24 protein-coding genes are annotated in these 25,390 nt (G+C 73.5%); 10 read left to right on the forward strand and 14 right to left on the reverse strand.

Annotated elements, in window-relative coordinates:
- The first annotated feature begins 49 nt into the window (after positions 1 to 49).
- Positions 50 to 1,165: an adenosine deaminase gene (locus ACLJWH_RS36015; protein ID WP_052860312.1), complete on the forward strand. Its 1,116-nt coding sequence runs from the start codon at positions 50 to 52 to the stop codon at positions 1,163 to 1,165.
- Between the two features lie 195 nt (positions 1,166 to 1,360).
- Entirely contained in the window at positions 1,361 to 1,645 is a 285-nt protein-coding gene (locus ACLJWH_RS36020; RefSeq protein WP_411146011.1) for a hypothetical protein, read from the forward strand.
- Positions 1,646 to 1,840: 195 nt separating this feature from the next.
- Here ACLJWH_RS36020 and ACLJWH_RS36025 read toward each other — a convergent pair whose 3' ends face one another.
- The 5 genes from ACLJWH_RS36025 to afsQ1 all read right to left on the reverse strand — a co-directional run bounded on the left by ACLJWH_RS36025 (position 1,841) and on the right by afsQ1 (position 5,934).
- Positions 1,841 to 2,047 (reverse strand): PspC domain-containing protein, encoded by a 207-nt coding sequence (locus ACLJWH_RS36025; RefSeq protein WP_411146012.1) that lies wholly within the window; start codon positions 2,045 to 2,047, stop codon positions 1,841 to 1,843.
- Positions 2,048 to 2,092: 45 nt separating this feature from the next.
- Complete coding sequence (locus ACLJWH_RS36030) at positions 2,093 to 2,605, reverse strand: VanZ family protein (RefSeq protein WP_411146041.1); 513 nt, start codon at positions 2,603 to 2,605, stop codon at positions 2,093 to 2,095.
- 112 nt (positions 2,606 to 2,717) lie between these two features.
- On the reverse strand, positions 2,718 to 3,395 hold the full coding sequence (locus ACLJWH_RS36035) for a hypothetical protein (RefSeq protein WP_411146013.1): 678 nt from the start codon (positions 3,393 to 3,395) through the stop codon (positions 2,718 to 2,720).
- The gene (locus tag ACLJWH_RS36040; RefSeq protein ID WP_411146042.1) at positions 3,392 to 5,092 is read right to left on the reverse strand and encodes an ATP-binding protein; all 1,701 of its coding nucleotides are present in this window, start codon (positions 5,090 to 5,092) and stop codon (positions 3,392 to 3,394) included. Before ACLJWH_RS36040 ends, ACLJWH_RS36035 begins: the two co-directional genes overlap by 4 nt.
- A gap of 164 nt (positions 5,093 to 5,256) precedes the next feature.
- Complete coding sequence (gene afsQ1, locus ACLJWH_RS36045; protein WP_131124765.1) at positions 5,257 to 5,934, reverse strand: two-component system response regulator AfsQ1; 678 nt, start codon at positions 5,932 to 5,934, stop codon at positions 5,257 to 5,259.
- Positions 5,935 to 6,160: 226 nt separating this feature from the next.
- On the opposite strand from afsQ1, the gene ACLJWH_RS36050 reads away from it, so the two are divergent.
- Entirely contained in the window at positions 6,161 to 7,018 is an 858-nt protein-coding gene (locus ACLJWH_RS36050) for a SigE family RNA polymerase sigma factor (RefSeq protein ID WP_411146014.1), read from the forward strand.
- A 118-nt stretch (positions 7,019 to 7,136) separates the two neighbouring features.
- Here ACLJWH_RS36050 and ACLJWH_RS36055 read toward each other — a convergent pair whose 3' ends face one another.
- A complete protein-coding gene (locus tag ACLJWH_RS36055) occupies positions 7,137 to 7,781 on the reverse strand; it encodes an ATP-binding protein (RefSeq protein ID WP_411146015.1) in 645 nt (214 codons plus the stop codon).
- A 197-nt stretch (positions 7,782 to 7,978) separates the two neighbouring features.
- Between ACLJWH_RS36055 and ACLJWH_RS36060 the strand changes: the two genes are divergently transcribed.
- Positions 7,979 to 8,371 carry a hypothetical protein gene (locus ACLJWH_RS36060; protein WP_411146016.1) on the forward strand — a complete coding sequence of 131 codons (393 nt, stop codon included), beginning with the start codon at positions 7,979 to 7,981 and terminating at the stop codon, positions 8,369 to 8,371.
- 110 nt (positions 8,372 to 8,481) lie between these two features.
- Here ACLJWH_RS36060 and ACLJWH_RS36065 read toward each other — a convergent pair whose 3' ends face one another.
- Genes ACLJWH_RS36065 through deoC form a run of 3 tightly spaced genes read right to left on the reverse strand, consistent with a single transcriptional unit; the run spans position 8,482 to position 11,825 of the window.
- Entirely contained in the window at positions 8,482 to 9,348 is an 867-nt protein-coding gene (locus ACLJWH_RS36065; RefSeq protein ID WP_411146017.1) for an aldehyde dehydrogenase family protein, read from the reverse strand.
- Positions 9,345 to 10,826: an aldehyde dehydrogenase family protein gene (locus ACLJWH_RS36070; protein ID WP_411146018.1), complete on the reverse strand. Its 1,482-nt coding sequence runs from the start codon at positions 10,824 to 10,826 to the stop codon at positions 9,345 to 9,347. Before ACLJWH_RS36070 ends, ACLJWH_RS36065 begins: the two co-directional genes overlap by 4 nt.
- Positions 10,827 to 10,829: 3 nt before the next feature.
- Positions 10,830 to 11,825, reverse strand: coding sequence for a deoxyribose-phosphate aldolase (deoC, locus tag ACLJWH_RS36075; RefSeq protein WP_411146043.1), 996 nt, complete (start codon positions 11,823 to 11,825; stop codon positions 10,830 to 10,832).
- Between the two features lie 259 nt (positions 11,826 to 12,084).
- Here deoC and ACLJWH_RS36080 point away from each other — a divergent pair, with 259 nt between their 5' ends.
- The 3 genes from ACLJWH_RS36080 (at position 12,085) to ACLJWH_RS36090 (ending at position 14,644) form a co-directional block, all read left to right on the forward strand.
- Positions 12,085 to 13,191, forward strand: coding sequence for a hypothetical protein (locus ACLJWH_RS36080; protein WP_411146019.1), 1,107 nt, complete (start codon positions 12,085 to 12,087; stop codon positions 13,189 to 13,191).
- Positions 13,188 to 13,838 carry a class F sortase gene (locus ACLJWH_RS36085; protein WP_411146020.1) on the forward strand — a complete coding sequence of 217 codons (651 nt, stop codon included), beginning with the start codon at positions 13,188 to 13,190 and terminating at the stop codon, positions 13,836 to 13,838. Before ACLJWH_RS36080 ends, ACLJWH_RS36085 begins: the two co-directional genes overlap by 4 nt.
- 185 nt (positions 13,839 to 14,023) lie before the next feature.
- A complete protein-coding gene (locus tag ACLJWH_RS36090) occupies positions 14,024 to 14,644 on the forward strand; it encodes a PH domain-containing protein (RefSeq protein ID WP_411146021.1) in 621 nt (206 codons plus the stop codon).
- Between the two features lie 95 nt (positions 14,645 to 14,739).
- Here the strand turns inward: ACLJWH_RS36090 and ACLJWH_RS36095 are convergent, their stop codons facing one another.
- From ACLJWH_RS36095 to ACLJWH_RS36105, 3 genes are all read right to left on the reverse strand, one after another.
- A complete protein-coding gene (locus tag ACLJWH_RS36095; protein WP_411146022.1) occupies positions 14,740 to 16,452 on the reverse strand; it encodes a phospho-sugar mutase in 1,713 nt (570 codons plus the stop codon).
- A 509-nt stretch (positions 16,453 to 16,961) separates the two neighbouring features.
- Positions 16,962 to 17,783 (reverse strand): purine-nucleoside phosphorylase, encoded by an 822-nt coding sequence (locus tag ACLJWH_RS36100; protein ID WP_411146023.1) that lies wholly within the window; start codon positions 17,781 to 17,783, stop codon positions 16,962 to 16,964.
- A gap of 171 nt (positions 17,784 to 17,954) precedes the next feature.
- Positions 17,955 to 18,392, reverse strand: coding sequence for a gamma-glutamylcyclotransferase (locus ACLJWH_RS36105; RefSeq protein WP_052860327.1), 438 nt, complete (start codon positions 18,390 to 18,392; stop codon positions 17,955 to 17,957).
- Between the two features lie 138 nt (positions 18,393 to 18,530).
- Between ACLJWH_RS36105 and ACLJWH_RS36110 the strand changes: the two genes are divergently transcribed.
- Entirely contained in the window at positions 18,531 to 19,976 is a 1,446-nt protein-coding gene (locus tag ACLJWH_RS36110; protein WP_411146024.1) for an NAD(P)H-quinone dehydrogenase, read from the forward strand.
- A 256-nt stretch (positions 19,977 to 20,232) separates the two neighbouring features.
- Positions 20,233 to 21,192 carry a DeoR/GlpR family DNA-binding transcription regulator gene (locus tag ACLJWH_RS36115; RefSeq protein WP_411146044.1) on the forward strand — a complete coding sequence of 320 codons (960 nt, stop codon included), beginning with the start codon at positions 20,233 to 20,235 and terminating at the stop codon, positions 21,190 to 21,192.
- 54 nt (positions 21,193 to 21,246) lie between these two features.
- Here ACLJWH_RS36115 and ACLJWH_RS36120 read toward each other — a convergent pair whose 3' ends face one another.
- Positions 21,247 to 21,795: a TetR/AcrR family transcriptional regulator gene (locus ACLJWH_RS36120; RefSeq protein WP_411146045.1), complete on the reverse strand. Its 549-nt coding sequence runs from the start codon at positions 21,793 to 21,795 to the stop codon at positions 21,247 to 21,249.
- Positions 21,796 to 22,263: 468 nt separating this feature from the next.
- Here ACLJWH_RS36120 and ACLJWH_RS36125 point away from each other — a divergent pair, with 468 nt between their 5' ends.
- Positions 22,264 to 23,448, forward strand: a complete 1,185-nt coding sequence (locus ACLJWH_RS36125) for an alpha/beta hydrolase (RefSeq protein ID WP_411146025.1) — start codon at positions 22,264 to 22,266, stop codon at positions 23,446 to 23,448.
- Between the two features lie 81 nt (positions 23,449 to 23,529).
- Here ACLJWH_RS36125 and ACLJWH_RS36130 read toward each other — a convergent pair whose 3' ends face one another.
- On the reverse strand, positions 23,530 to 25,299 hold the full coding sequence (locus ACLJWH_RS36130) for an acetyl/propionyl/methylcrotonyl-CoA carboxylase subunit alpha (protein ID WP_411146026.1): 1,770 nt from the start codon (positions 25,297 to 25,299) through the stop codon (positions 23,530 to 23,532).
- Positions 25,300 to 25,390 lie beyond the last annotated feature (91 nt).

Here is a 25,390-nt window from a genome sequence, read left to right on the forward strand (position 1 = left end):
TTACATATCGTTCGGAGAGATCTACGCGCGTAGGCGTTAGAGTGCCGAGATGACGAGCGAGACCACCAACCTCCCGAGCAGTGAACACATCCGGCGCGCACCCAAGGTGCTGCTGCACGATCACCTCGACGGCGGCCTGCGCCCCGGCACCATCGTCGACCTGGCCCGCGAGACGGGTTACGACGGACTCCCCGAAACCGACCCGGCCAAGCTCGGGGTCTGGTTCCGGGAGGCCGCCGACTCCGGTTCGCTGGAGCGCTATCTGGAGACCTTCGCGCACACCTGTGCCGTCATGCAGACCCGTGCGGCTCTGGTCCGGGTGGCCGCCGAGTGCGCCGAGGACCTGGCCGCCGACGGCGTCGTCTACGCCGAGGTCCGCTACGCGCCCGAGCAGCACCTGGAGGGCGGGCTGAGCCTCGAAGAGGTCGTCGAAGCCGTCAACGAGGGCTTCCGGGAGGGCGAGCGGCGGGCCCGCGCCGACGGCAACCGCATCCGCGTCGGCGCCCTGCTGACCGCCATGCGGCACGCCGCCCGCGCCCTGGAGATCGCCGAACTCGCCAACCGCTACCGCGACTCGGGCGTCATCGGCTTCGACATCGCGGGCGCCGAGGCCGGCTTCCCGCCCACCCGCCACCTCGACGCCTTCGAGTACCTCAAGCGCGAGAACAACCACTTCACCATCCACGCCGGTGAAGCCTTCGGTCTGCCGTCCATCTGGCAGGCGCTCCAGTGGTGCGGCGCCGACCGGCTCGGCCACGGCGTCCGGATCATCGACGACATCGAGGTCGCCGACGACGGATCGGTCACCCTCGGCCGGCTCGCCTCCTACGTACGGGACAAGCGCATCCCGCTGGAGATGTGCCCGACCTCCAACCTCCAGACCGGCGCCGCCGCCTCCTACGCGGAACACCCGATCGGGCTGCTGCGCCGCTTGCAGTTCCGGCTCACCGTGAACACCGACAACCGCCTGATGAGCGGCACGGACATGTCCCGCGAATTCGAGCACCTGGTCAAGACATTTCGATACACGCTCGACGACCTGCAATGGTTCACAGTCAATGCGATGAAATCAGCTTTCATTCCTTTCGATGAACGTCTGGCGATGATCAATGATGTGATCAAGCCGGGGTACGCGGAGCTGCGCGCCGAATGGCTGTTCCGGTAGAGCGCCACAGCACCTGCCGTGAACAGTGGTTCTGACCCTGCGTAAGGGGAAACGGCGAACGGCGAGAGGGAATGCCGAACGGCCGGCGGGATCTTCTGCCGGCCGTTTTTCCCCGGCCGTGGCTGATTGCGGTGGCGGTGACCGCCTCACTAGGTTGCTGTGCCGGTCAAGCCCCCATCACGAGGACGTAATGCGATGAAGCAGGGAACGATCAGGATTCTCGGTGCCGCCGTGCTCGGCGCCGCCTTCGCCGCCACCGCGGCGGGCACCGCCGCCGCCGCTCCGTCGGTCGACGGAGCCGGCGTCACCAAGGTGCTGGGCGGTCTGCCGGTCGCGCAGGCCGCCAAGACCGTCACCGGGGTCACCCGGACCCAGCCGGGCGACGACGGCGTCCAGGGCAACCTCAACCAGAAGGGCAACAGCCTGCTGGGCGGGTTCCCGACCAACGTGGTCACCAAGGGCCTGCACCTCGGAGGCTGAACCTGCCGCCCCGTCCCGTAGGGGACACCCCGTTCTCCCCGCTCCCGGTTCCGTACGGGACGCCCCGGCCGTGCCCCGGCCGTGCGCCGCCTCTCGCGCACGGACCGGGGCACGGTCATGAGTACGCCGGCGGTCGTCCGTGAGCAGGCCGGCCGGGCGCGGGACGCCGCCGGGCCGCGGGCCCGTCGGGGTGGGCTACCAGGCGGTGGAGCCGGACGTCTGCTCGGCGGGGAGGAGTATCCACAGCGCCAGGTAGACGAGGAACTGCGGGCCGGGGAGCAGACACGAGAGCAGGAAGAGCACACGCATCGTGGCCGGGGTCGTACCGAAGCGGCGGGCCAGGCCCGCGCAGACCCCGGCGATCATTCGGTTGTGGTGCGGGCGGACCAGTGCGGCGGCCATGGCGGCGACTCCTTTTCGACTCCGTGGGGCGGGTGCCCCGATGTCTCAAAGGTAGGTTCGCGAGCCGGAGAGAACATCGGCCTGCGGGGCCGGACCGACCCTGGTGATCCTCGGGGTCGTCACCCCGCGGTGCTCCTCCCGGCGGCGTAGCCAGGACCGCAACCCAGGGACTACGGCCAGGTGGGCCAGTGCTACCCCCACGGTGTTCAGCAGCACCGTGTCGACGTCCGGAACCTGGCCCGGCACCGCGGTCTGGAGCAGCTCGACGGTCAGCGAGATCATCGCGCCGGCGAAGACGGTACGGGCCAGGGACGCCAGCGGGGAAACGTTCAGGCGCCCGGCCGCGAGCGGGAGCAGCACCCCCAGCGGCGCCAGCAGCAGCAACCCGCCGCCCAGCTCCTGTACGGCCTGCCACGGACCGTGCGCCAGCTCGGCGCTGATCGACGCCAGCGGTTCGAGGTTCGGCGCGGGCACCCAGGGCACCGTCCGGGGCCGCAGCATCAGCCAGCCGACGGTCAGCAGATGCGCCACCAGGAGGAGAAGGCAGGTGACGCGCAAACGGGGGGCGACGGTGCCGCCGGGGCCAGGACGCTGCACACAGGCCAGGACGCCGGTAGCGGGGGCCACGGTTCCGGTCCGCCGTGCCCGTCTTGTCCGGAGGGTCCGCGCGCTACCGGGGCAGCGGGTCGCCCCAGCCCGCGTTCTGGGCGATGTCGGGGTGCGTGCGCACCTCGGCGGAACAGGCGTAGCGCTCCGGCGCGTCGTCGCCCGGCCCGCCCAGCACCGCCGCGTGCGTCCGCCCCAGTGCCGCCCCCGCGCCGTACGTGCACGCCAGCTGCGCCAGCGCGAAGGACGGCAGATCGTCCGGCCGGATGCTCAGCCGCAGCGCGTCCGCGGGGTCGCCCGCGCGCGGCCCCGCGACCCGCAGGTTCTGGGGCACCGCGGTGCTGAACCCGGCCGCCTGCTCGGCGGCCGAGGGCTCCTTCTGGAGCTCGGTCAGCAGCGCACGGGCCTCCTGGAGGCGCGCCCCCTCGGCCGGGGTGCCCTGGGGGCGGACCACGGTCCGCTCCACCTGGGCCAGCGCCGAACTGCACACCAGATAGACGGTGACCTGGGCGCCGTCGGGGACGCCCGTGTCACCCGTGTCACCCGCCGGGACCTTGCAGCTCACCCGCGCGGGCGCGCCGCCCGCGTCGACCGGTACGGACGTGCCCCGGACGCCGCAGCCCGCGGCGGCGAGCGCGAGGGCCGCCAGGGCGGCGGCGCGCCGCCACGCCCGTATGGGCGGCCCGCCCGGACCGGTCCGCGGCGCGCGGATGGCGCGCCGGCTGTGTGGGGGCCGTGTCATCGGTCGTCCTCCGTGCCCTCGTCGGCCGCGCGGGACGCGCCCCGGTCGCCCTCGTGGCCCCGGGTGACGCCGCCGTCCCGCCGGCCGTCCTGGACCAGCAGGGAGGCGTCCATCGGCAGCCGCAGGGTGAAGACCGCGCCGCCCTCCGGCAGGTTGGCGGCGGTGATCTCGCCGCCGTGGATATGCGCGTTCTCCAGCGCGATCGACAGGCCCAGACCGCTGCCCTCCGACCGGGGCCGGGACGCGCTCGCCTTGTAGAAGCGGTCGAAGACGTGCGGCAGGACCTCCTGCGGGATGCCGGGGCCGTGGTCCCGTACCCGGATCACCAGATCGCCGCCGCCGGCCCGGCTCGGGCCCTCCGCCGGGCTCCCGCCGACCGGGAGGTCCGGCCCGCCGGGCCCGCCGTCCGCACCGGGACCGTCCGGAGCCGCCGGGCCGTCGAGGCCGTCCGGACCCGCCGGCCCGCCCGTGCGGACGCGCGCGCCGCCGTCCGGCACGTCCTCGGTGTGGACGGAGACCCGTACCGGCGAGCCGCCGTGCTTGAGGGCGTTGCCGATCAGGTTCGCCAGGATGACGTCGAGACGGCGCGGGTCGAGGCGGGCCACGATGCCGCGGTCCGCGTCCAGATGGACCGCGTCCAGCCAGGCCCGCGCGTCGATACAGGCGGTCACCTGGTCCGCGACATCGACATCGTCCAGCACCAGCCGGGCCGTCCCCGCGTCGAAGCGGGTGACCTCCATCAGGTTCTCCACCAGGTCGTTCAGCCGCCGGGTCTCGCTGACCACCAGCTGCACGGCGGGCGCGATCATCGGATCGAGGGAGTCGGCCTCCTCCTCCAGCACCTCCGAGACCGCGGTGATCGCCGTCAGCGGCGTCCGCAGCTCGTGCGACATGTCGGCGACGAACCGCCGCGAGGACGCCTCGCGCGCGCTCAGTTCCTCGACCCGCTGTTCGAGCCGCTCCGCCGTGCGGTTGAACGTCCGGGACAGATCGGCCAGCTCGTCCGTGCCGGTCACCCGCAGCCGGGTGTCGAGGCGGCCCTCGCCGAGCTGCCGCGCCGCGTGGCCGAGCCGCTGTACGGGCCGCAGCACGGTCGTCGCGGCGGCCTGTGCCAGCAGCGCCGAGCCGACCAGCGCCAGCGCGGTCGCGATCCCCAGCGACCAGGCCAGCGAGTTGAGGTCCTGCCGCTCGGTGGCCAGCGACTTCATCAGGTAACCGGTCGGGCCGCCGCCGATCACCTTCGCCCCGGCGAGGAGGTAGGGGGTGTCCCCGATCACCGTGCGCTGCCAGTAGAGATGGTGCGGATAGCTGTTCGATTCATCGATCGGGCGCACCGCGTTGACGGCGGTCCGCAGCGAGGCGGGCACGCTCGTGGGCGTCAGCAGGTCCTCGTTGGTGGTGACCACGCAGTCCTTGCCCGCGCTGTCCACCCCGATCAGCAGCACCGCGTAGTTCTGCGGCCCGCCCGCCATCTGCCGTGCCGCGTCCCGGAGTTCGGCGCACCGCGGCCGCAGCGGCAGCGACCGGGTGCTGTCCTCCAGCGACTTGCGGAAGTCCTTGAGCACGGCGTTCTGGGTACGGTCCAGGACGGTGTTGCGGTTGAGCCAGTACGCGATGCCGGACGCGGAGACCGCGGCGGTCAGCGCGACCAGCGCGAAGACGACGACCAGCCGCAGCCGCAGGCTCGTCCAGCGCAGCAGCCCGGACGCCCGCCGCAGCCACCGCACCAGCCGCCGGCCGGCCGCCGCCCCCGTACGGCCACCGCCGGAGCCGTCCCCGCGCCGCTCCGTCCCCGCCGGCCCCTCCGTACCCCGCGTCTCCGCTGTCCTGTCGTCGCTGCCACCGGGCGTGACGCGTCCCGTCACTGCGGGGTGTCCAGCCGGTAGCCGACGCCGCGGACCGTACGGATCAGGGTCGGCGAGGACGGTACGTCCTCCACCTTCGCGCGCAGCCGCTGCACACAGGCGTCCACCAGACGTGAATCGCCGAGATAGTCGTGCTCCCACACCAGCCGCAGCAGCTGCTGCCGGGACAGCGCCTGTCCGGGCCGGCGGCTGAGCTCCAGCAGCAACCGCAGCTCGGTGGGGGTCAGCTGGAGGTCCTCGCCGTTCTTGGTGACGGTCATCGCCGACCGGTCGATCACCAGCGAACCGAACGTCGCCGAATCGCTGGACTCGCGCTCCCCGCGGCGCAGCACCGCCCTGATCCGGGCGTCCAGCACCCGTCCCTGGACCGGCTTGACGACATAGTCGTCCGCCCCGGACTCCAGCCCCACCACGACGTCGATGTCGTCGTTGCGCGCGGTGAGCAGAATGATGGGCAGCTGGTCCGTACGCCGGATCCGCCGGCACACCTCGAAGCCGTCGATGCCCGGCAGCATCACGTCCAGCACGATCAGATCCGGACGCTGCTCGCGCAGCAGCTTCAGGCCGTCCTCGCCCGTCGCCGCGGTCACCACACGGTGACCCTGGCGTGACAGCGAGAGTTCGAGGGCCGTGCGGATGGCGTCGTCGTCCTCGATCAGCAACAGGAAAGGCACCCGGCCATTCTGGCCCATGGACACCGGGAGATCGACCGACGGCGCTCTCCCACACAAGGCCCCCACCCGTGGCGCCCCCGCGCCGGGCCCCCGGCACCCCTGTGACACGGCTGTGACAGTCGGCGGACAACGCGATGAAACTGCGTTGGCAGTCTTTTGGGCACCGGGAGAGATCACCGCCCGGTGACACACGGAACGAGACGGCTCAACCGACGGGGGGCGCGAGATGAACACACTGCACACCACCGCCACCAGCGCAGTTATCACGCGGCTCCACGACGGCGCACGGGCCGGCGAGAAGAAGTCCGGTGCCGGCGCGGGCACCTCCCTGCTGGAGCGGAGCCGGGAGCTCGGGGGCGCGCGGGGGTGCGCTCGCAACACCGGGCGTCAGCGGCTGCCCTTCCTGCGGGCGATCGACGCGCCGGCGGGGGGAGCGGACGGGGCCGACGGGGGAATCGCGGCCCAGCGGGAGACCCACGGGGGACACAACGGGGGGATCGACGGGGAAGCGCAGTACGGGGCGGGCGCGGGGGACGGCGGCTCCGCGGCGCGGGAGGCGGAGGCCGAAGCGGCTTTCACCGCCTACGTCCAGGAGCGCCGCGCCTCCCTGTACGCCACCGCCTACCACCTGACCGGCGACCGCCACGAGGCCGAGGACCTGCTCCAGAGCGCGCTGTTCTCGACCTTCCGGGCGTGGCACCGGATCAGCGACAAGGCGGCGCTCGGGGGATATCTGCGGCGCACGATGACCAATCTGCACATCAGCGCCTGGCGCCGGCGCAAGCTCAACGAGTACCCGACCGAGGAGCTGCCGGAGACGGCGGCCGATGTGGACGCGATGCGCGGCACCGAGCTGCGCGCCGTGCTGTGGCAGGCGCTGGCGCGGCTGCCCGAGACCCAGCGCACGATGCTGGTGCTGCGTTACTACGAGGGCCGCACCGACCCGGAGATCGCGGACATCCTCGACATCAGCGTCGGCACGGTGAAGTCCAGCATCTGGCGCTCCCTGCGCCGGCTGCGTGAGGACCAGGCGCTGAGCTTCGGCCGGGACGAAGAGGAGTCCTTCGGCGAGCTGGTGGCCTGAAGGCAGGGGAAAGCCCCGGGGGGACACGGGGGAACGTACGGGGGAAGCGGAGCGGGTTCGGACGGCCGGAAGGCGTCCGGACCCGCTCCTTCGTGTGTGCCGGGCCCGGCCGCCGGGCTCAGGAGCGGACGGTCGCACTGGTTACATCAGCCGTCCGCGCGGCCGCTATCCGGGCCAGCGCCTCCGGCTTGGCGCAGGGGTGCGCGCCGAGGGCGGTGTGCCGGGCCACGATCGTCCGCTCGCCGCGCAGCAGCCGCAGTCCGCGGCGCACCAGATAGGGGGCCGATTTGCGGCCCTCGCGCAGATCCCGGGCCAGCCGCCGGCGGAAGGTGGTGGTGGGGCGGCCGCGCAGGCACAGCGCGTCGGCCAGCAGCCCCGCGGTGCGGCAGCGGGCGATGACATCGGCCGCGAAGATGCCCTCCGCGATGAACAGCGCGGCCCCGCCGAGGTCCAGTCCGGCCTCGCCGACGCGGGCGCTCACGGAGATGTCGTACACGGGGACGGCGGTACGGCCCGTACGGCACAGCGCGTCGATCGCGGCGACGGCCGCACCGGCGTCCCAGGAGAGCGGGGAGTCCCAGTCGGCGCCGCCGCCGTCCGGCAGCTGTGGCAGCGTCGGATCCGTGCCCTCCTTGTAGAAGTCGTCGAGATTGAGGACGGGCAGACCGGTACGGGCGGCCAGGGACGTCTTGCCGGACCCCGAGGGGCCGGTCAGCAGGACGACGCGGGCGGCGGGCGGCGGGGCGGGGGACTGGGAGCTCACGGGCACCCATTGTCGGGCATTGAGCCGTGGGGGGTACCAGGGGCGTGCGAGGTGGATCGGCGGACCGACCTCAACTACGCTACGCAGTCAATCGATTACCAGCGGCCGGAACGGCCGGTCGACCGCCCGGCTCCCGGGCTCTCTCCGCAGAAGGTCTCCTTCCCGTGGATGCCTTCCGACCCACAGGCAGGTGGCACATGGCCTCACACGCACGTCCCAAGTCCCGCCGCGTCCCGCGCGGTCTGCTCCGCGCCGGGCTGGCGGTCTCCGCGGCCGGCGCCGCGCTCGCGGCCGGCGGCGCCGCGGCGCACGCGGCGCCCGTGCCCGCCCCGGCGAGCGCCCCGGGGCCGGTCTCGACGCTGACCGGCCCGCTGATGCAGGCCGTGGCGAGCGGCGTCGGGCCGGTCAAGAGCCTCCAGCTGGACCCGCTGGCCAACAGCGCCGCCGACCCGCTCAACAACGCGGTCGGCACCCGGGTCGCCGACTTCAAGCCGGTGAGCACGACGCTGCTGACCGGCGCCCTGTCGAACGGCGGCGGGCTCAAGGACCTGCCGCTGGTGGGGCAGGTGGTGGGCCTGCTGCCGGGGTGAGGCCGGGCCCCGGGCACAGGGCACAGGGCACAGGGCACAGGCAGTGAAGCGGGGCCCCACCTCAAGAGGTGGGGCCCCGCAGTGCTGCTGGTCCGGTCCGCCGGGAGGCGTCAGACGCCCATCGGGTGCCAGACCGTCTTGGTCTCCAGGAAGGCCAGCAGGCGGTCGGTGCCCGGGTCGGCGGCCCAGTCGGCCGGGCCGGGGCGCCGGACGCGCTTGAGGTTGTCCGCCGCGGCCCGCTCCAGGTCGGTGGCCAGCTCGGCGCCGGCGCCGGTCAGGTCGATCGCGTTGACGTCCTGGTGGGCGGCGAGCGGGGCGGCGAGCTCCGCGGTGCGGCCCGAGAGGATGTTGACGACGCCGCCCGGGAGATCGGAGGTGGCGAGCACCTCGGCCAGCGAGAGCGCGGGCAGCGGGGCGTCCGCCGCGGCCACCACGACCGCCGTGTTACCGGTGACGATGACGGGCGCGAGCACCGAGACCAGGCCGAGGAAGGACGAGTCCTGGGGGGCCAGGACCGCCACGACACCGGTCGGTTCGGGGGACGAGAGGTTGAAGTACGGACCCGCGACCGGGTTGGCGGACCCGGCGATCTGGGCGACCTTGTCGGACCAGCCCGCGTACCAGACCCAGCGGTCGACGGCGGCCTCGACGACCGCCGCGGCCTTGGCCTTCGAGAGCCCCTCCGCGGCGGCGACCTCCGCGGTGAACTGGTCGCGGCGGCCCTCCAGCATCTCGGCGACGCGGTAGAGGATCTGGCCGCGGTTGTAGGCCGTGGCGCCGGACCAGCCGCCGAACGCCTTGCGGGCCGCGACGACCGCGTCCCTGGCGTCCTTGCGGGAGGCGAGCGGGGCGTTGGCGAGCCAGCGGTTCTTGGAGTCGGTCACCTCGTACACCCGTCCGCTCTCGGAGCGGGGGAACGCGCCCCCGATGTGGAGCTTGTAGGTCTTGAGCACACTCAAGCGGTCGGACTGGTTCATCGGTCGCGCTCCCCATCTCGTTCGCCGCGCTCGCTCGTCGGCCCCTCGGCTCCGGCGAGGTACGCCGCCAGACCGTGCCGGCCGCCCTCGCGGCCGTAGCCCGACTCCTTGTAGCCGCCGAAGGGCGAGGCCGGGTCGAACTTGTTGAACGTGTTGGACCAGACGATCCCGGCGCGCAGCTTGCTCGCCGTCCACAGCATCCGCGAGCCCTTCTCGGTCCAGATGCCCGCCGAGAGGCCGTACGGCGTGTTGTTGGCCTTCTCGACGGCCTCCGCGGGGGTGCGGAAGGTGAGGACGGACAGCACCGGGCCGAAGATCTCCTCGCGCGCGATGCGGTGCGCCTGGGTGACGCCGGTGAAGAGGGTCGGCGCGAACCAGTAGCCGGTGGTGGGCAGTTCGCAGGCCGGGGCCCAGCGCTCGGCGCCCTCCGCCTCGCCCGCCTCGGCCAGTGCGGTGATCCGGGCCAGCTGCTCGGCGGAGTTGACGGCGCCGATGTCGGTGTTCTTGTCCAGCGGGTCGCCGACCCGCAGGGTCCGCATCCGGCGCTTGAGGGAGGTCAGCAGCTCCTCGGCGACCGACTCCTGGACCAGGAGGCGCGAGCCCGCGCAGCAGACGTGCCCCTGGTTGAAGAAGATGCCGTTGACGATGCCCTCGACGGCCTGGTCGACCGGGGCGTCGTCGTAGACGATGTTCGCCGCCTTGCCGCCCAGTTCGAGCGTCACCCTCTTGTCCGTGCCGGCGACCGTACGGGCGATGGCCTTGCCGACCTCGGTGGAGCCGGTGAAGGCGATCTTGTTGACGTCCGGGTGCGCGACCAGCGCGGCGCCCGTGGTGCCGTCGCCGGTGAGGATGTTGACGACGCCCTTGGGCAGGCCCGCCTGGCGGCAGATGTCCGCGAAGAAGAGCGCGGAGAGCGGGGTGGTCTCGGCGGGCTTGAGCACGACGGTGTTGCCCGTCGCCAGCGCCGGGGCGATCTTCCACGCGAGCATCAGCAGCGGGAAGTTCCAGGGGATGACCTGGCCCGCCACGCCCAGCGGGCGGGGGTTGGCGCCGTATCCCGCGTGGTCGAGCTTGTCGGCCCAGCCCGCGTAGTAGAAGAAGTGCGCGGCGACCAGCGGGAGGTCGGCGTCGCGCGACTCGCGGATCGGCTTGCCGTTGTCGAGCGTCTCCAGGACGGCCAGCTCGCGCGAGCGCTCCTGGATGATCCGGGCGATCCGGAAGAGGTACTTGGCGCGCTCGGCGCCCGGCAGCGCGGACCAGGTCCCGAACGCCTTGCGGGCCGCCCGGACGGCGCGGTCGACGTCGTCGGCGGTGGCCTGGGTGTACTCGGCCAGCACCTCTTCGGTGGCGGGGGAGACGGTCTTGCGGAGTTCCCCGCCCGCGCCCTCGGCGAACTCGCCGTCGATGAACAGCCCGTAGCTCGGCGCGAGGTCGACGACCGCGCGGGATTCGAGAGCCGGTGCGTACGCGAATGCCATGGGTCAGTCCACCGTGACGTAGTCGGGGCCGGAGTACCGGCCGGTGCTGAGCTTCTGGCGCTGCATCAGCAGGTCGTTCAGGAGGCTGGAGGCGCCGAAGCGGAACCAGTCGGCGGTCAGCCAGGGCTCGCCCAGCGTCTCGTTGACCATCACCAGGTACTTGACGGCGTCCTTGGTCGTCCGGATGCCGCCGGCCGGCTTCACCCCGACCTGGATCCCGGTGGTCTCGTGGAAGTCGCGGACGGCCTCCAGCATGAGGAGGGTGACCGGCGGGGTGGCGTTGACGGCCACCTTGCCGGTCGAGGTCTTGATGAAGTCGGCGCCCGCGAGCATCGCCAGCCAGGAGGCGCGGCGGACGTTGTCGTACGTCTGGAGCTCGCCGGTCTCGAAGATGACCTTGAGGTGCGCGGCGCTTCCGTCGGCCCGGACGCACGCCTCCTTGACGGCCTTGATCTCCTCGAAGACCGCCATATAGCGACCGGCGAGGAAGGCGCCCCGGTCGATCACCATGTCGATCTCGTCGGCGCCCGCCGCGACCGCGTCCCGCGTGTCGGCCAGCTTGACCGGCAGCGCGACGCGGCCGGCGGGGAAGGCGGTGGCGACGGAGGCGACGTGGACACCGGAGTCGCCGAGCGCCTCCTTGGCCGTCGCGACCATGTCGGGGTAGACGCAGACCGCGGCGACCCGGGGGGCGGTGCGGTCGGTGGGGTCCGGGAGGAGGGCCTTGGCGCACAGCGCCCGGACCTTGCCCGGGGTGTCCGCGCCTTCGAGGGTCGTCAGGTCGATCATCGAGATGGCGAGATCGATGGCGTACGCCTTCGCCGTCGTCTTGATCGAGCGGGTGCCGAGGGTGGCGGCGCGGGCCTGGAGGCCGACCGCGTCGACGCCCGGCAGGCCGTGCAGGAAGCGGCGCAGCGCACCGTCGTCGGCGGTCATGTCCGCCATCGACGCCAGACGCCCCGCGGCTTCCTTGCCGTATGCGGGAACAGTGATGGGCATGGTCACGAGGGGAGCATATCTACGCGCGTAGCGGCATGCCACCCCCCGGGTGCCGCCCCAAGGGCCGATATGCGGGTGAAGGGAGTGATGGAATTCTGTGAGGTGTCTGTTACACAGCGGCGGAGCTGTCATCACAGGAGCCCCGTAGTTTCTGCCTCACCGCACCGCGCCACACTGCACCGGTTCCCGGTTCCGCACGCAGCGGGAGGTGCCCTGCGGTTCCGTCTCAGCACGACCGGAAACGTCCCGGGGGTCACTCATGTCCGCTCAGCTCCACCGCCGTCCGCCACTGCGCCGTAAGGGCACCACCACCCTCGCGCTGCGCGCCGGCGCCGCTGCCGCCGCGGTGGCGGTGGCCGTTCTCGCCCCCGTCTCCAGCGCCTTCGCCACCGCCCCCGCCGCCTCGTCCGCGCCGCGGACCGTCACCGCCGTGGCGGCGGCCGCCGACGGCGCCCAGCGCTACCAGGGCACGCCGGTCCACATCGGCGACGGCATGGTGGCCGTGCTGCGCCACGACCCCGTCACCGGCGGTCCCGAGGCGTGGATCCGCTACGTCGGCCCGCAGTGGAAGCCGGGGGACGTGTACCTGGTCAAGGTGCTCGGGCTGCTGAACCGCACGCACCCCGCCGAGCGGTTCCACGGCGTGTCCGTCCGGCTGGTGGACGCGGTGGGCAAGGGCAAGGCTCCGCAGCTGCGGGTCAGCGGCGGCACCGGCGGCGACCGGAGCTACCCGATGCCGCCGGCCACCGCACCGGCCACCGGCGGCGAGCGGACCGGCACCGGGCACGACGGCGACAAGGCCGCGCACACGACGGGCGGCAGGACCGTGGCCGCGCACACGAGTTGCACCGCCACCCTGCGCCACGACATCGGCGCCGGCACCATGGCCATCCTGACCATGGGACCGCAGGGCCCCAAGGTGGCCTTCGCGGACACGGACGGCAAGCCGCTCCGCGGCGTCCTCCTCGACCGCGCGCACCCCACCCTGTCCCGGTTCGGCGCGAAGATCATCGACCCGTACGGTGCGCACCCCACGTTCCGGTACCAGATGCAGGGCGGCGGCCACCCGGCCGGGACCCTCGCCTTCCCCTCGGTCTCCAAGGACTGTGGCACCACCGGACAGCACGGCGCCGGCAGCGGCGGCACGGCCGGGAGCGGGACCACGGACGCCGCCGCGCCGGCCAGGCCCGTCGGCGGCCGGACCACGGTGGTGCCCAAGGGCGGCGTCGCGGCCGGGGCCGAGGGGGTCCGGACGCCCGACAGCACCCCGCTGATCGCGGCGGGCGGGGCCGTCGCCGCGGTCGGTGCCGCCGGTATCGCGTACGCGGTGCGGCGCAACCGCCGCCCGGAGGGATCGCGGAGTTGAGCCGCCGCCTCACGGGGTGTACGGCGGGCCGCGGCCCGGCCGCGGCCGGTCTGCTCCTCCTGGTCCTGGGCGGTGCGCTGATGGCCTGGGGGCTGATGGGCCGCGGCGCCTCGGACGGGGCGCCGCCGGTCCAGGTGCGGGCGGCCGCCGTCCCGCCGCCCGCCCTCGCCCCGCAGCACGCCACGGCGACCCCGCTGCCGGCCTCGCCGCCCGTGCGGGTCCGCATCCCCGCCGCGGAGGTGCGCACCGGGCCGGTGCCGCGCCTGGGGCTGGCCGCGGACGGGACGGTCGAGGTGCCCACCGTCGCGCAGGCCGACCGGATCGGCTGGTACGACAAGGGCGTCACACCCGGCGAACAGGGCCCCGCCGTCCTCATCGGTCACTACGACACCGTCAACGGCCCCGCCGTGCTCCGCAACGTCGGCCGGATCAAGCCCGGCGACCGGATCTCGGTGGACCGCGCGGACGGTACGACGGCGGTCTTCACGGTCCGCGAGCTCCAGCAGGTGGACAAGAAGAGCTTCCCCACCCAGCGGGTCTACGGCGACACCGACCGCCCCGAGCTGCGGCTGATCACCTGCGGCGGCGCCCTCGTCGACGGCCACCGGCCGGACAACATCATCGTGTACGCCGATCTGACGCCGTAGCGGTGCGCCGCGTACGGCGCGTGGCCCACGGCGGGGCGTATCCCCCGCACCGCATCTCCCACAACGGCGTCCGGCGCACGGCGTCCGGCGCCGCGGTGACCCGACCGCGGCGCCGGACGCCCACCGGCCCGAATGATGCCGTAACGCAATGTCCGGCATCCGGACGGTCAGGCAGAATCGGCAGCATGACGAGCGAACAGTCCACCCCGCCCCAGCAGCAGTACGCGGAGCGCAGCTACCGCTCGCCCGCGGCCCTGGTCGGTGGCGGGCTGCTGATCCTGCTCGGACTCTGGCTCGGCGGTGACGCGCTGCTGCGGGGCGTGGCCCAGACCAAGATCATGGCGGGGTTCGCCCTGCTCCTCGGCGTGCCGCTGGTGGCCGCGTACACCCTGCGGCCCCTGGTGCGGGCGGGCGAGGACCGGCTGCTGGTGCGCAATCCGTTCCGTACCATCACGCTGCCCTGGGGCGCCGTGGACGATCTGCGGGCGGGGTTCTCCGCCGAGGTCTTCACCAGCGGCGGGAAGTACCAGCTGTGGGCCGTGCCGGTGTCGCTGCGGCAGCGCAAGAAGGCCAACCGGCAGGCGGCGCGCGGCACGAACGCGCGCGGCCGCTTCGGCCCGCAGGCCGACGCGGGCCCGGCGCCGCGCGCGATGGCCGACCAGACCATGGACGAGCTGCGCGAGATCAAGGAACGGGCCGCGCACCGCGAGAGCGCCAAGGGTGAGCCGGTGGTGCGCTGGGCCTACGGGATCATCGCCCCCTGCGTGGCCGGCGCGGTCGGGCTGATCGTGATGATGGCGCTGTAGGCGGCGGGCGGCTGCCGTCCTTGTACGTGAAGCGGGCCCCGGAGGACCGGGGCCCGCTTCATGTGCGACGGGGCGGGGCGCCCCGGACGGCCGGGTCAGATGCCGGCCGCCGCCGACAGGTCCGCCTTGACCGCGGCCAGCGCCGCGGCGGCCTGCGCGCGGGCCGCGGGCAGCGACTGCGCCGAGGCCACCGGGACGACGACCTCCAGATAGCACTTCAGCTTGGGCTCGGTGCCGCTGGGCCGGACCACCACCCGGCCGGCCGTCACCCCCGACTCCGGCGAACCGGACAGGTGGTAGCGCAGCCCGTCGGTCGGCGGCAGCGCCGCGGTGCCCCGGGAGAGGTCCTCGGCACCGGTCACCGCCAGGCAGGCCAGCACCGTCGGCGGCTGCTCGCGCAGCCTGCGCATGGCGTCGGCGATCAGCGACAGGTCCTCGACCCGCACCGAGAGCTGGTCGGTGGCGTGCAGCCCGAATTTCAGCGCCAGGTCGTCGAGCAGGTCGGTGAGGGTGCGGCCGGACCGCTTGAGCCCGGCGGCCAGCTCCGCGATCAGCAGGGCGGCGGTGATGCCGTCCTTGTCGCGGACGCCCGCCGGATCGACGCAGTAGCCGAGCGCCTCCTCGTACGCGTACCGCAGACCGTCCACCCGGGCCAGCCACTTGAAGCCGGTCAGCGTCTCCTCGTACGGGAGGCCGTCGGCGGCCGCGATCCGCGACAGCAGGGAGGACGACACGATCGTGGTGGCGAAGGTGCCCCGCCGCCCGCCGTCCCCCGTCTCCTCGCCGGTCCGCAGCTTGCCCGCGAGATGGGCGGCGAGCAGCGCGCCGACCTCGTCGCCGCGCAGCATCCGCCAGCCGTCCGCGGTGGCGGGGTCCGGCACGGCGACGGCGCAGCGGTCCGCGTCCGGGTCGTTGGCGATCACGATGTCCACACTGCCCGGGTCCAGGGCCCTGGCGGTGGCGAACGCGAGGTCCATCGCACCGGGCTCTTCCGGGTTGGGGAAGGCGACGGTGGGGAAGTCCGGGTCCGGCTCGGCCTGTTCCGCGACGACCACCGGGGCCGGGAACCCGGCCCGCGCGAAGGCGGCGACGAGGGTGTCCCGGCCGACGCCGTGCATCGGCGTGTAGACGACCCGCGCGTCCCGGGGGGAGCCCTGGGTCAGCACGGCGTCCGTACGCGCCAGATAGGCGGCCAGGACCTCGTCACCGAGGGTCTGCCAGCCGGACTCCGGCCGCGGTACGTCGGCCAGCGAGCGGACCGCGGCGATCTCGGCGGCGATCTCGCCGTCCGCGGGCGGCACGATCTGCGAGCCGTCGCCCAGATAGACCTTGTAGCCGTTGTCCCGCGGCGGGTTGTGGCTGGCGGTGACCTCGACACCGGCGACCGCGCCCAGGTGCCGTATGGCGAAGGCCAGGACGGGGGTGGGCAGCGGGCGGGGCAGCACCGCGGCCCGGAGTCCGGCGCCGACCATCACGGCCGCGGTGTCACGGGCGAAGTCGGCGCTCTTGTGGCGCGCGTCGTAGCCGATGACGACCAGTCCCGTGCTGTCGCCCCGGGCCTTCAGATACGCGGCGAGACCGGCCGCCGCGCGGATGACCACCGAGCGGTTCATCCGCATCGGGCCCGCGCCCAGCTCCCCGCGCAGCCCGGCGGTGCCGAACTGGAGGGTGCCGGCGAACCGGGCGGCCAGTTCGGGGAGGTCCTCTGAGCCGATGAGCGCGGACAGTTCCTCCCGGGTCTCCGGGTCGGGGTCCTCGGCCAGCCATGCCTTGGCCCGGCTGATCAGCTCCGCGGGATCGGTAGCCACGTGATGCTCCTGACGGTGGATGCGGGTGCCTGACGGTCTGACGGTGGTCTGCGGGTGGGGGAGCGGACGCCGGACGACCGGGGCCGCGCGGACGGCACACGGGGCGGACGCGGGGCCGGTCCGGCGGGCGCGACGGCGGGGCGGGAGCATACCGCCGCCGCGCCCGGCCACGGGATGAAGTCCGGCCACCGGAAGCCGACCCGGTCACCGGGCACTGCCTTGGCTGCCGGAAGCCGACCCGGCCTCCGGACTCGGCCGATCCGGTCATCGGGCACTGCCTCGGCTGCCGGAAGCCGACCCGGCCTCCGGACTCGGCCGATCCGGTCACCGGACACGGCCCCGGCCTTCGGAAGCCGACCCGGTCACCGGACACGGCCCCGGCCTTCGGAAGCCGACCCGGTCACCGGACACGGCCCCGGCCTTCGGAAGCCGACCCGGCCTCCGGACACTGCCTCGGCCTCCGGAAGCCGATCCGGTCACCGGCCTCACTGTTCCGCCCCCGAACGGGCTCAGAGCTTGCCGAGCACCTGGGCGAGCAGGCTGCCCATCCGGGTCGCGGAGTCGCGGCCGGCCTGGAGCACCTCCTCGTGGTTGAGCGGCTCGCCCGTCATACCGGCGGCGAGGTTCGTCACCAGCGACAGGCCCAGCACCTCGGCGCCGGCCTCGCGCGCGGCGATGGCCTCCAGGACGGTGGACATACCGACCAGGTCCGCGCCCAGGGTCCGGACCATCTTGATCTCGGCCGGGGTCTCGTAGTGCGGGCCGGGGAACTGCGCGTAGACGCCCTCCTCCAGGCTCGCGTCCACCTCCTTGCACAGCGCGCGCAGCCGCGGCGAGTACAGGTCCGTCAGGTCGACGAAGTTCGCGCCGACGATCGGGGAGGTGGCGGTGAGGTTGAGGTGGTCGCTGATGAGGACCGGCTGGCCGGGACGCATGCCCTCGCGCAGCCCGCCGCACCCGTTGGTGAGCACGACGGTCTTGCAGCCGGCGGCGACGGCGGTACGGACGCCGTGCGCGACGGCGGCGACCCCGCGGCCCTCGTAGTAGTGCGTACGGCCCAGGAAGACCAGCGCACGCTTCGCGCCGACCCGGTACGAGCGGATCGTGCCGCCGTGTCCGGCGACGGCCGGGGCCGGGAAGCCGGGCAGCTCGGTGACCGGGAACTCGTGCTCGGGCGCGCCCAGCGCCTCGGCGGCCGGGGCCCAGCCGGAGCCCATCACCAGGGCGACGTCGTGGGTCTCGGCGCCGGTGAGCTCGCGCAGGCGTGCGGCGGCGGCGTCGGCGGCGCCCTGCGGGTCGCGCGCGATGTCCGAAGTAACTGATGCGTTCACGCGGACGAGGGTAGCCGGTAATTGCCTACGCGCGTAGATGTCGCCGCGCGCGGCGCCGGGACCGGTCTCCGGTGTTTTTCGGCGGACCGCCGCCCCGGGCGTGTCGCGGCACCCGCCCCGACACGCCCGGGACGGCGCCGTACGGACCGGGCCCCGCCGGGCCGCCCGCCGTCAGCAGGGCCGCTTGCGCAGCTCCATCACATAGTCGTGCGGCGCGCCCGCCGACTCGGCGGCGTCCGCGATCTCGCCCAGATAGCGGGCCGACGGCAGACCGCCCTCGTAGCCGTTGAGGACATAGGTCCAGGCCGCCTCGTCGCCGTCCAGCGTGTGCACCCGCACCCGCATCCGGCGGTAGACGTCCAGGCCCACGCCCTCCCACCGGTCCATGGAGTCCTCGTCCATGGGCGCGATGTCGTAGAGGGCGACGAAGAGCTGGGAGCGGGGGGCCTCGACGATCGTCGCCAGCGCGCCTTCCCAGCCCATCTGCTCACCGCCGAAGGTGAGCCGCCAGCCGTTGAGCCAGCCGGTGCCGCGCAGCGGCGAGTGCGGTGCGCGGCGGGACATCAGCCGCGCGTCGAGGTTGCCGGCGTACGCGGCGTAGAGCGACATGGCTCCGAGGGTACGGGAGGTTATCCGGTGGGCCCGTGGTACGGGAGATTCGTACAACGGAGCAGCGGAGCGGCCGGGGGCGTCCGGAAAGGCGGCACACCGGCCCCCGGGGAGAGCGGCGTACAGACGTGCGGGACAATGGAGTACGTGACTCGGATCGTGATCATCGGTGGCGGACCCGGCGGATACGAGGCGGCCCTGGTGGGCGCCTCTCTCGGCGCGGAGGTGACCGTCGTCGACTGCGACGGTCTGGGCGGGGCGTCGGTACTCACCGACTGCGTACCGTCGAAGACTCTTATCGCGACGGCCGAGGTGATGACGACCTTCGACTCCTCGTACGACGAGCTGGGCATCATCGTCGAGGACGGCGCGTCCGGCGCGGACCGGTCCGCGCGGGTCGTCGGCGTGGACCTCGGCAAGGTCAACCGGCGGGTCAAGCGCCTCGCGCTCGCCCAGTCGCACGACATCACCGCCTCGGTGACCCGGGCCGGCGGCCGTGTGCTGCGCGGCCGCGGCCGGCTGGAGCCCGGCCAGTCGCCGGACGGCTCGCGCCGGGTGACGGTGACCGCCGCCGACGGCGCCGAGGAGACGCTGATCGCGGACGCGGTGCTGATCGCCACCGGCGCGCACCCCCGCGAGATCCCGGACGCGCTGCCGGACGGCGAGCGCATCCTGAACTGGACGCAGGTCTACGACCTGGACGAGCTCCCCGAGGAGCTCATCGTGGTCGGCTCCGGTGTCACCGGCGCCGAGTTCGCCGGTGCCTACCAGGCGCTGGGCTCCCGCGTCACCCTCGTCTCCTCCCGCGACCGGGTGCTGCCCGGTGAGGACCCGGACGCCGCCGCCGTCCTGGAGGACGTCTTCCGGCGCCGCGGGATGAACGTCATGGCCCGCTCCCGCGCCGCCGCGGTCAAGCGGGTCGGCGACCGCGTCGAGGTGACGCTGGCCGACGGCCGGACGATCTCCGGCACCCACTGTCTGATGGCGGTCGGCTCCATCCCGAACACCACGGGCATCGGCCTGGCCGAGGCCGGCGTCAGCCTCAAGGAGTCCGGCCACATCTGGACCGACAAGGTCTCCCGCACCACCGCCCCCGGCGTGTACGCGGCCGGCGACTGCACCGGTGTCCTCGCGCTGGCGTCCGTCGCCGCGATGCAGGGCCGGATCGCGATGTACCACTTCCTGGGCGACGCGGTCACGCCGCTGAACCTCAAGGCCGTCTCCGCGAACGTCTTCACCGACCCGGAGATCGCCACCGTCGGCTACTCCCAGGCCGACGTCGACAACGGCCGGATCGACGCCCGGGTCGTCAAGCTCCCCCTGCTGCGCAACCCGCGCGCGAAGATGCAGGGCATCCGCGACGGCTTCGTGAAGCTCTTCTGCCGCCCCGGTACCGGCATCGTCGTCGGCGGTGTGGTCGTCTCGCCGCGCGCCAGCGAGCTGATCCACCCCATCTCCATCGCGGTCGACAACAACCTGACGGTCGAACAGATCGCCAGCGCCTTCACCGTCTACCCGTCCCTGTCCGGCTCGATCGCCGAGGTCGCGCGGCAGTTGCACACCCGGAAGGGCGCCGACGCGTAGCGGTGGACGGGGCGCGGGCTGGTGGGATCGGACGGACCGGGAGGGCCGGGAGGGCCGGGAGGGCCGGGAGAGCCGGGGAGGCGGCGTCGAACGGGCCTGATCGGCCGGGCGTTCGACATATGCGGCATGCATACCACTTTGCCGGGCGCGCTGTGAACAACTTCCGTTAATTGGTGCAACCTGCTGAAACCAGACGGACGTTGGCGTTACTGTCAGTTTCGTGTTCGCTGCAGAACGTCGCCAATTGATCCTTGAAATGGTGCGCGCGAACGGAGCCGTCTCGCTCCGGGAGCTCGCCCGTGTCGTCCAGACCTCCGAAGTCACCGTACGGCGAGACGTGCGTGCGTTGGAGGCAGAAGGGCTGCTCGACCGCCGGCACGGCGGTGCGGTCTTGCCGGGAGGGTTCACCCGGGAATCCGGGTTCCCGCAGAAATCCCATCTAGCGACCGCGGAGAAGACGGCCATCGCCGACCTCGCCGCCAGCTTCGTCGACGAGGGCGAGGCCATCGTCGTCGGCGCCGGGACCACCACCCAGGAGCTGGCCCGCCGGCTCGCGCGGGTGCCCGGTCTGACCGTGGTCACCAACTCCCTGCTGGTCGCCCAGGCGTTGGCCCATGCCAACCGCGTCGAAGTCGTGATGACCGGCGGCACCCTGCGCGGTTCCAACTACGCGCTGGTCGGCAGCGGTGCCGAGCAGTCCCTCCAGGGCCTGCGGGTGTCCCGCGCCTTCCTGTCGGGCAGTGGGCTGACCGCCGAGCGCGGCCTGTCCACCTCCAACATGCTCTCCGCCAGCGTCGACCGGGCGCTGGTGCAGGCGGCGGGGGAGGTGGTGGTGCTCGCCGACCACACCAAGCTCGGCTCCGACACGATGTTCCAGACGGTGCCGACGGACGTGATCACGCGGCTGGTCACCGACGAGCCGCCGTGTCACGACGACCGGGCCGCGACCGAGTTGCAGGCCCTGGCCGACCAGGGTGTGCAGATCGCCGTCACCGCCGGTGGCGGCGGTTCGGGAGCCGGGCAGGCGCCGGGCCGGCCGGGCCCGGAGAGCGCCGCGGGGGACCGCCGGGGCCCCCGGCGGGATGTGCCGCTGCCGGGCCAGCGGCGCAACCACCCGCCGGGCGGCGGCGGCCCGGCGCCCCAGCTGCGCTCGGCCACCCCGCTGTCGGAGGCGTCGGGCGGCCGGGTGGCCGATCTGGCCCCGCGGCGGCGCTGAGGGACCGGGCGGGTACGGGCAGCCCGCGCTGCGGGGCCGTGGTACGCGGCCCCGTCAGCGGCCCTTGAGGCCGCTGAGGGTGAGGGTCAGCAGCCGGTCGGCCAGTTCCGGGTCGTCCGGCGACTCCTCGGCGGCCAGCGCGATGCCGTTCGTCAGCTGCATCAGATCGCCGATGTTCACATCGGGGCGTACGGCACCGGCCCGCTGGGCGCGGGTCAGCAGTGCGCCGCCCGCCTCGCGCATCGGCACGCTGCACCGCGCCATCCCCGAACTGTCGTCCACCGACGCGGCCATCAGCGCGCGCGACAGGCCGCGGTAGGTGGTGGCGTGCGTGATGATCGCGCGCAGCCATTCGACCAGCGCGGCACACGGCTGCGGCGCGTCCGCCAGCTCCCGGGCCTGCGCCAGCAGCGCGTCCACCTCCCCCTGGAAGACCGCGCCCATCAGGGCCGTGCGGTGGGGGAAGTGCCGGTAGAGCGTGCCGATACCGACGCCCGCACGGCGCGCGATGTCCTCCAGCGACGTGTCCGTGCCGTGCTCGGTGAAGGCGGTACGGGCCACGGTCAGCAGCCGCTCGTAGTTGCGGCGGGCGTCGGCCCGCATGGGGCGTACGGCGGGTGCCGGGGTCCCGGTGGCGGCGGGCGTCCCCGCTTCCGCCCCCGGCGGCGGGTGCGCCACCGACGCCTCTGTCGCGGGGCGCTGCCCGGTCCGCCGCTGCCCTGCCGTGTCGGTCGCCATCGCCGTCCTCCCTCGACCCGGCCGGTCCCGGCCCGGTGGGTCCAGGATGCCACTGCGCGATCGGCGGCCGCCGCCGCTCGGGTGCGCCGCCCCGTGTCCGTGGCCGGACCGCGGCGCCCCGCGGGCACCCCCGTCCCCCGCGGGGCCGGTTGCGGGGCGGCGGCCGGTGGATGAAGCCCCGGCGTACCGTGGTGGGCGGGTGCCCGAACACCTCGGCGAGGTCGCAACGCCGCCGTCCCAAGAGCCATCAAACCTGGCGCAATGAGGTCTTCCGGACGCGTCCGGGACCGCTGGAGAACGCCGTACCCGGCGCCGGGACACTGGGGAAACATCATGGGACTGACCAGCCGAACGCTGTTGTACACCATGGTGGTGGTCGCCGTGGTCTGTGTGGGGCTCACGGTCTGGCAGTGGCCGCGGTTCGCCGGGCGCGGGCCGCGGGCGGTGTGCGGGCGGCTCGGCACGCTGGTCGCCACCCAGCTGGCCATCGTCGCCGCGCTCGGCCTCGCGGTGAACAGCAACTTCCAGTTCTACGCCTCCTGGCGGGAACTGCTCGGCCTGTACGACGACGCCCCGGCCGCCGTCGGCAAATGGGGTGACGCGGGGCTGGCCGGGCCCGCCGGGGACCCGTCGAAGGGCCTCGTCCAGGCGTCGGGGCCGGACGGTCTGGACAAGGTGCACGGGCTGCCGACGGGCCCGCCGCAGACGGCCGGCAAGGTGGAGACCGTACGGATCGTCGGCAAGCGGACCCGGGTCGTGAACCCCGCGTACGTCTATCTGCCGCCGCAGTACTTCCAGCCGCAGTACGCCCGGCAGCGGTTCCCCGTCGTCGTCGCGCTGAGCGGCTATCCGGGCGGCACGTTCCTGCTGGGGCAGCATCTGCGGCTGCCGCAGACCGCCGCCGGGCTGATCCGGGACGGGAAGATGCAGCCGACCGTCATCGTGATGCTGCGGCCCACCATCGCGCCGCCGCGCGACACCCAGTGCGTCGACGTGCCGGGCGGGCCGCAGGCCGAGACGTTCTTCGCGCACGATGTGCCGGACGCCCTGAAGTCGCACTACCGCGTCGGCCGCGACCCGGGCGGCTGGGGCGTGCTGGGCTACTCCTCGGGCGGCAGCTGCGCCCTCCAGCTGGCCATGCGCCACCCGCGGACGTACCCCTCGGCGGTGGCCCTCTCGCCCGACTACAAGGTCGCCAACGACGCCACCACCGGCAATCTCTTCGGCGACGGCAAGGACCGGATACGCCGCAGGCAGGAGCACGACCTGATGTGGCGGCTGAAGGAGCTGCCCGCCCCGCGGGTGAACGTCCTGGTGGGCACCAGCCGCTCGGGGGAGAAGAACTATCCGGCGGCCCAGGCGTTCCTGGGCGCGGTCAAGGCCCCGATGCGGGCGGACTCGATCGTCCTCGACCACGGCAGCCACAACTTCGCCACCTGGCGGCGCGAACTGCCCGCGGCGCTCCAGTGGATGAGCAAATCGCTGACCTTCCCGGAGGACGTCGTCGGAACCTCGTAGCGGCCCGCCGGACGGGGGCGAACGCGTGGGGCGCCCGGCGGAAATCCGCCGGGCGCCCCACGCGCGAAGACTCCCGCTACGTCAGTCCTTGATCTCGCAGATCACGGCGCCGGAGCTGAGGGACGCGCCGACCTCGGCGGTCAGGCCCTTGATGGTGCCGGCCCGGTGGGCGTTGAGCGGCTGCTCCATCTTCATCGCCTCCAGGACGACGACCAGTTCGCCCTCGGCGACCTGCTGGCCCTCCTCGACGGCGACCTTGACGATGGTGCCCTGCATCGGGGAGGCGAGCGCGTCCCCGGAGGCGGCGCTGCCGGACTTCCTGGCGGCCTTGCGCTTGGGCTTGGCGCCACCGGCCACCGCGGCGCGGGCCAGCGGCATACCGAGCGAGGAGGGCAGCGAGACCTCCAGGCGCTTGCCGCCGACCTCGACGACGACCGTCTCGCGGCTGTCCGCCTCGGCCTCGTCCGTACCCGCCGCGGTGAACGCCGGGATCTCGTTCTTGAACTCGGTCTCGATCCACCGGGTGTGGACCGTGAACGGGTCGGCGGAACCGGTCAGTTCGGGCGCGAACGCCGGGTCCCTGACGACGGTGCGGTGGAAGGGGATGGCGGTGGCCATGCCCTCGACGGTGAACTCGTCCAGCGCACGGGCCGCGCGCTGGAGCGCCTCCTCGCGGGTGGCGCCGGTGACGATCAGCTTGGCGAGCAGCGAGTCCCAGGCGGGGCCGATGACGCTGCCGGACTCCACGCCCGCGTCCAGGCGCACACCGGGACCGCTGGGGCCGTCGAAGCGGGTGACGGTGCCGGGGGCGGGCAGGAAGCCGCGGCCCGGGTCCTCGCCGTTGATGCGGAACTCGAAGGAGTGGCCGCGCCCCGCGGGGTCGTCGTAGCCGAGCTCCTCGCCGTCCGCGATACGGAACATCTCGCGGACCAGGTCGATGCCGGCGACCTCTTCGGTGACCGGGTGCTCCACCTGGAGGCGGGTGTTGACCTCCAGGAAGGAGATGGTGCCGTCCTGGCCGACGAGGAACTCGCAGGTCCCGGCGCCGACGTAGCCGGCCTCCTTGAGGATGGCCTTGGAGGCGCGGTACAGCTCGGCGTTCTGCTCGTCGCTCAGGAACGGCGCGGGGGCCTCCTCCACCAGCTTCTGGTGGCGGCGCTGGAGCGAGCAGTCCCGGGTCGAGACGATGACGACATTGCCGTGCTGGTCGGCCAGGCACTGGGTCTCGACGTGCCGGGGGCGGTCGAGGTAGCGCTCGACGAAGCACTCGCCGCGGCCGAAGGCGGCGACCGCCTCGCGGACCGCGGAGTCGTACAGCTCCGGGACCTCTTCGAGGGTGCGGGCGACCTTCAGGCCGCGGCCGCCGCCGCCGAAGGCCGCCTTGATGGCGATCGGCAGGCCGTGCTCGCGGGCGAAGGCGACGACCTCGTCCGCGCCGGAGACCGGGTCCGGGGTGCCGGCGACCAGCGGCGCACCGGCGCGCTGGGCGATGTGCCGGGCGGCGACCTTGTCGCCGAGGTCCCGGATGGCCTGCGGGGGCGGGCCGATCCAGGTCAGGCCCGCGTCCAGGACGGCCTGCGCGAACTCGGCGTTCTCGGAGAGGAAGCCGTAACCCGGGTGAATGGCGTCCGCGCCGGAATCGGCGGCGGCCGCAAGGACTTTGGCGATGTCCAGGTAGCTGGTGGCAGGTGTGTCACCGCCCAGGGCGTACGCCTCGTCTGCCGCGCGGACGTGCAGGGCGTCCCGGTCAGGCTCGGCATAGACGGCTACGCTCCCGATTCCGGCGTCCCGGCATGCACGGGCAACGCGGACAGCGATTTCGCCACGGTTGGCGATGAGCACCTTGCGCACGATGGCTCCTCCCTTGAAACAAGCCGAGTTTAGGGACTGGCGACACCGCGTGCCGACCCGCTCCCCGGGGTGACCTTGCCCACACGGAGCG

The organism is Streptomyces sp. x-80 (genome assembly GCF_046549095.1).
Classification (GTDB): Bacteria; Actinomycetota; Actinomycetes; order Streptomycetales; family Streptomycetaceae; genus Streptomyces; species Streptomyces celluloflavus.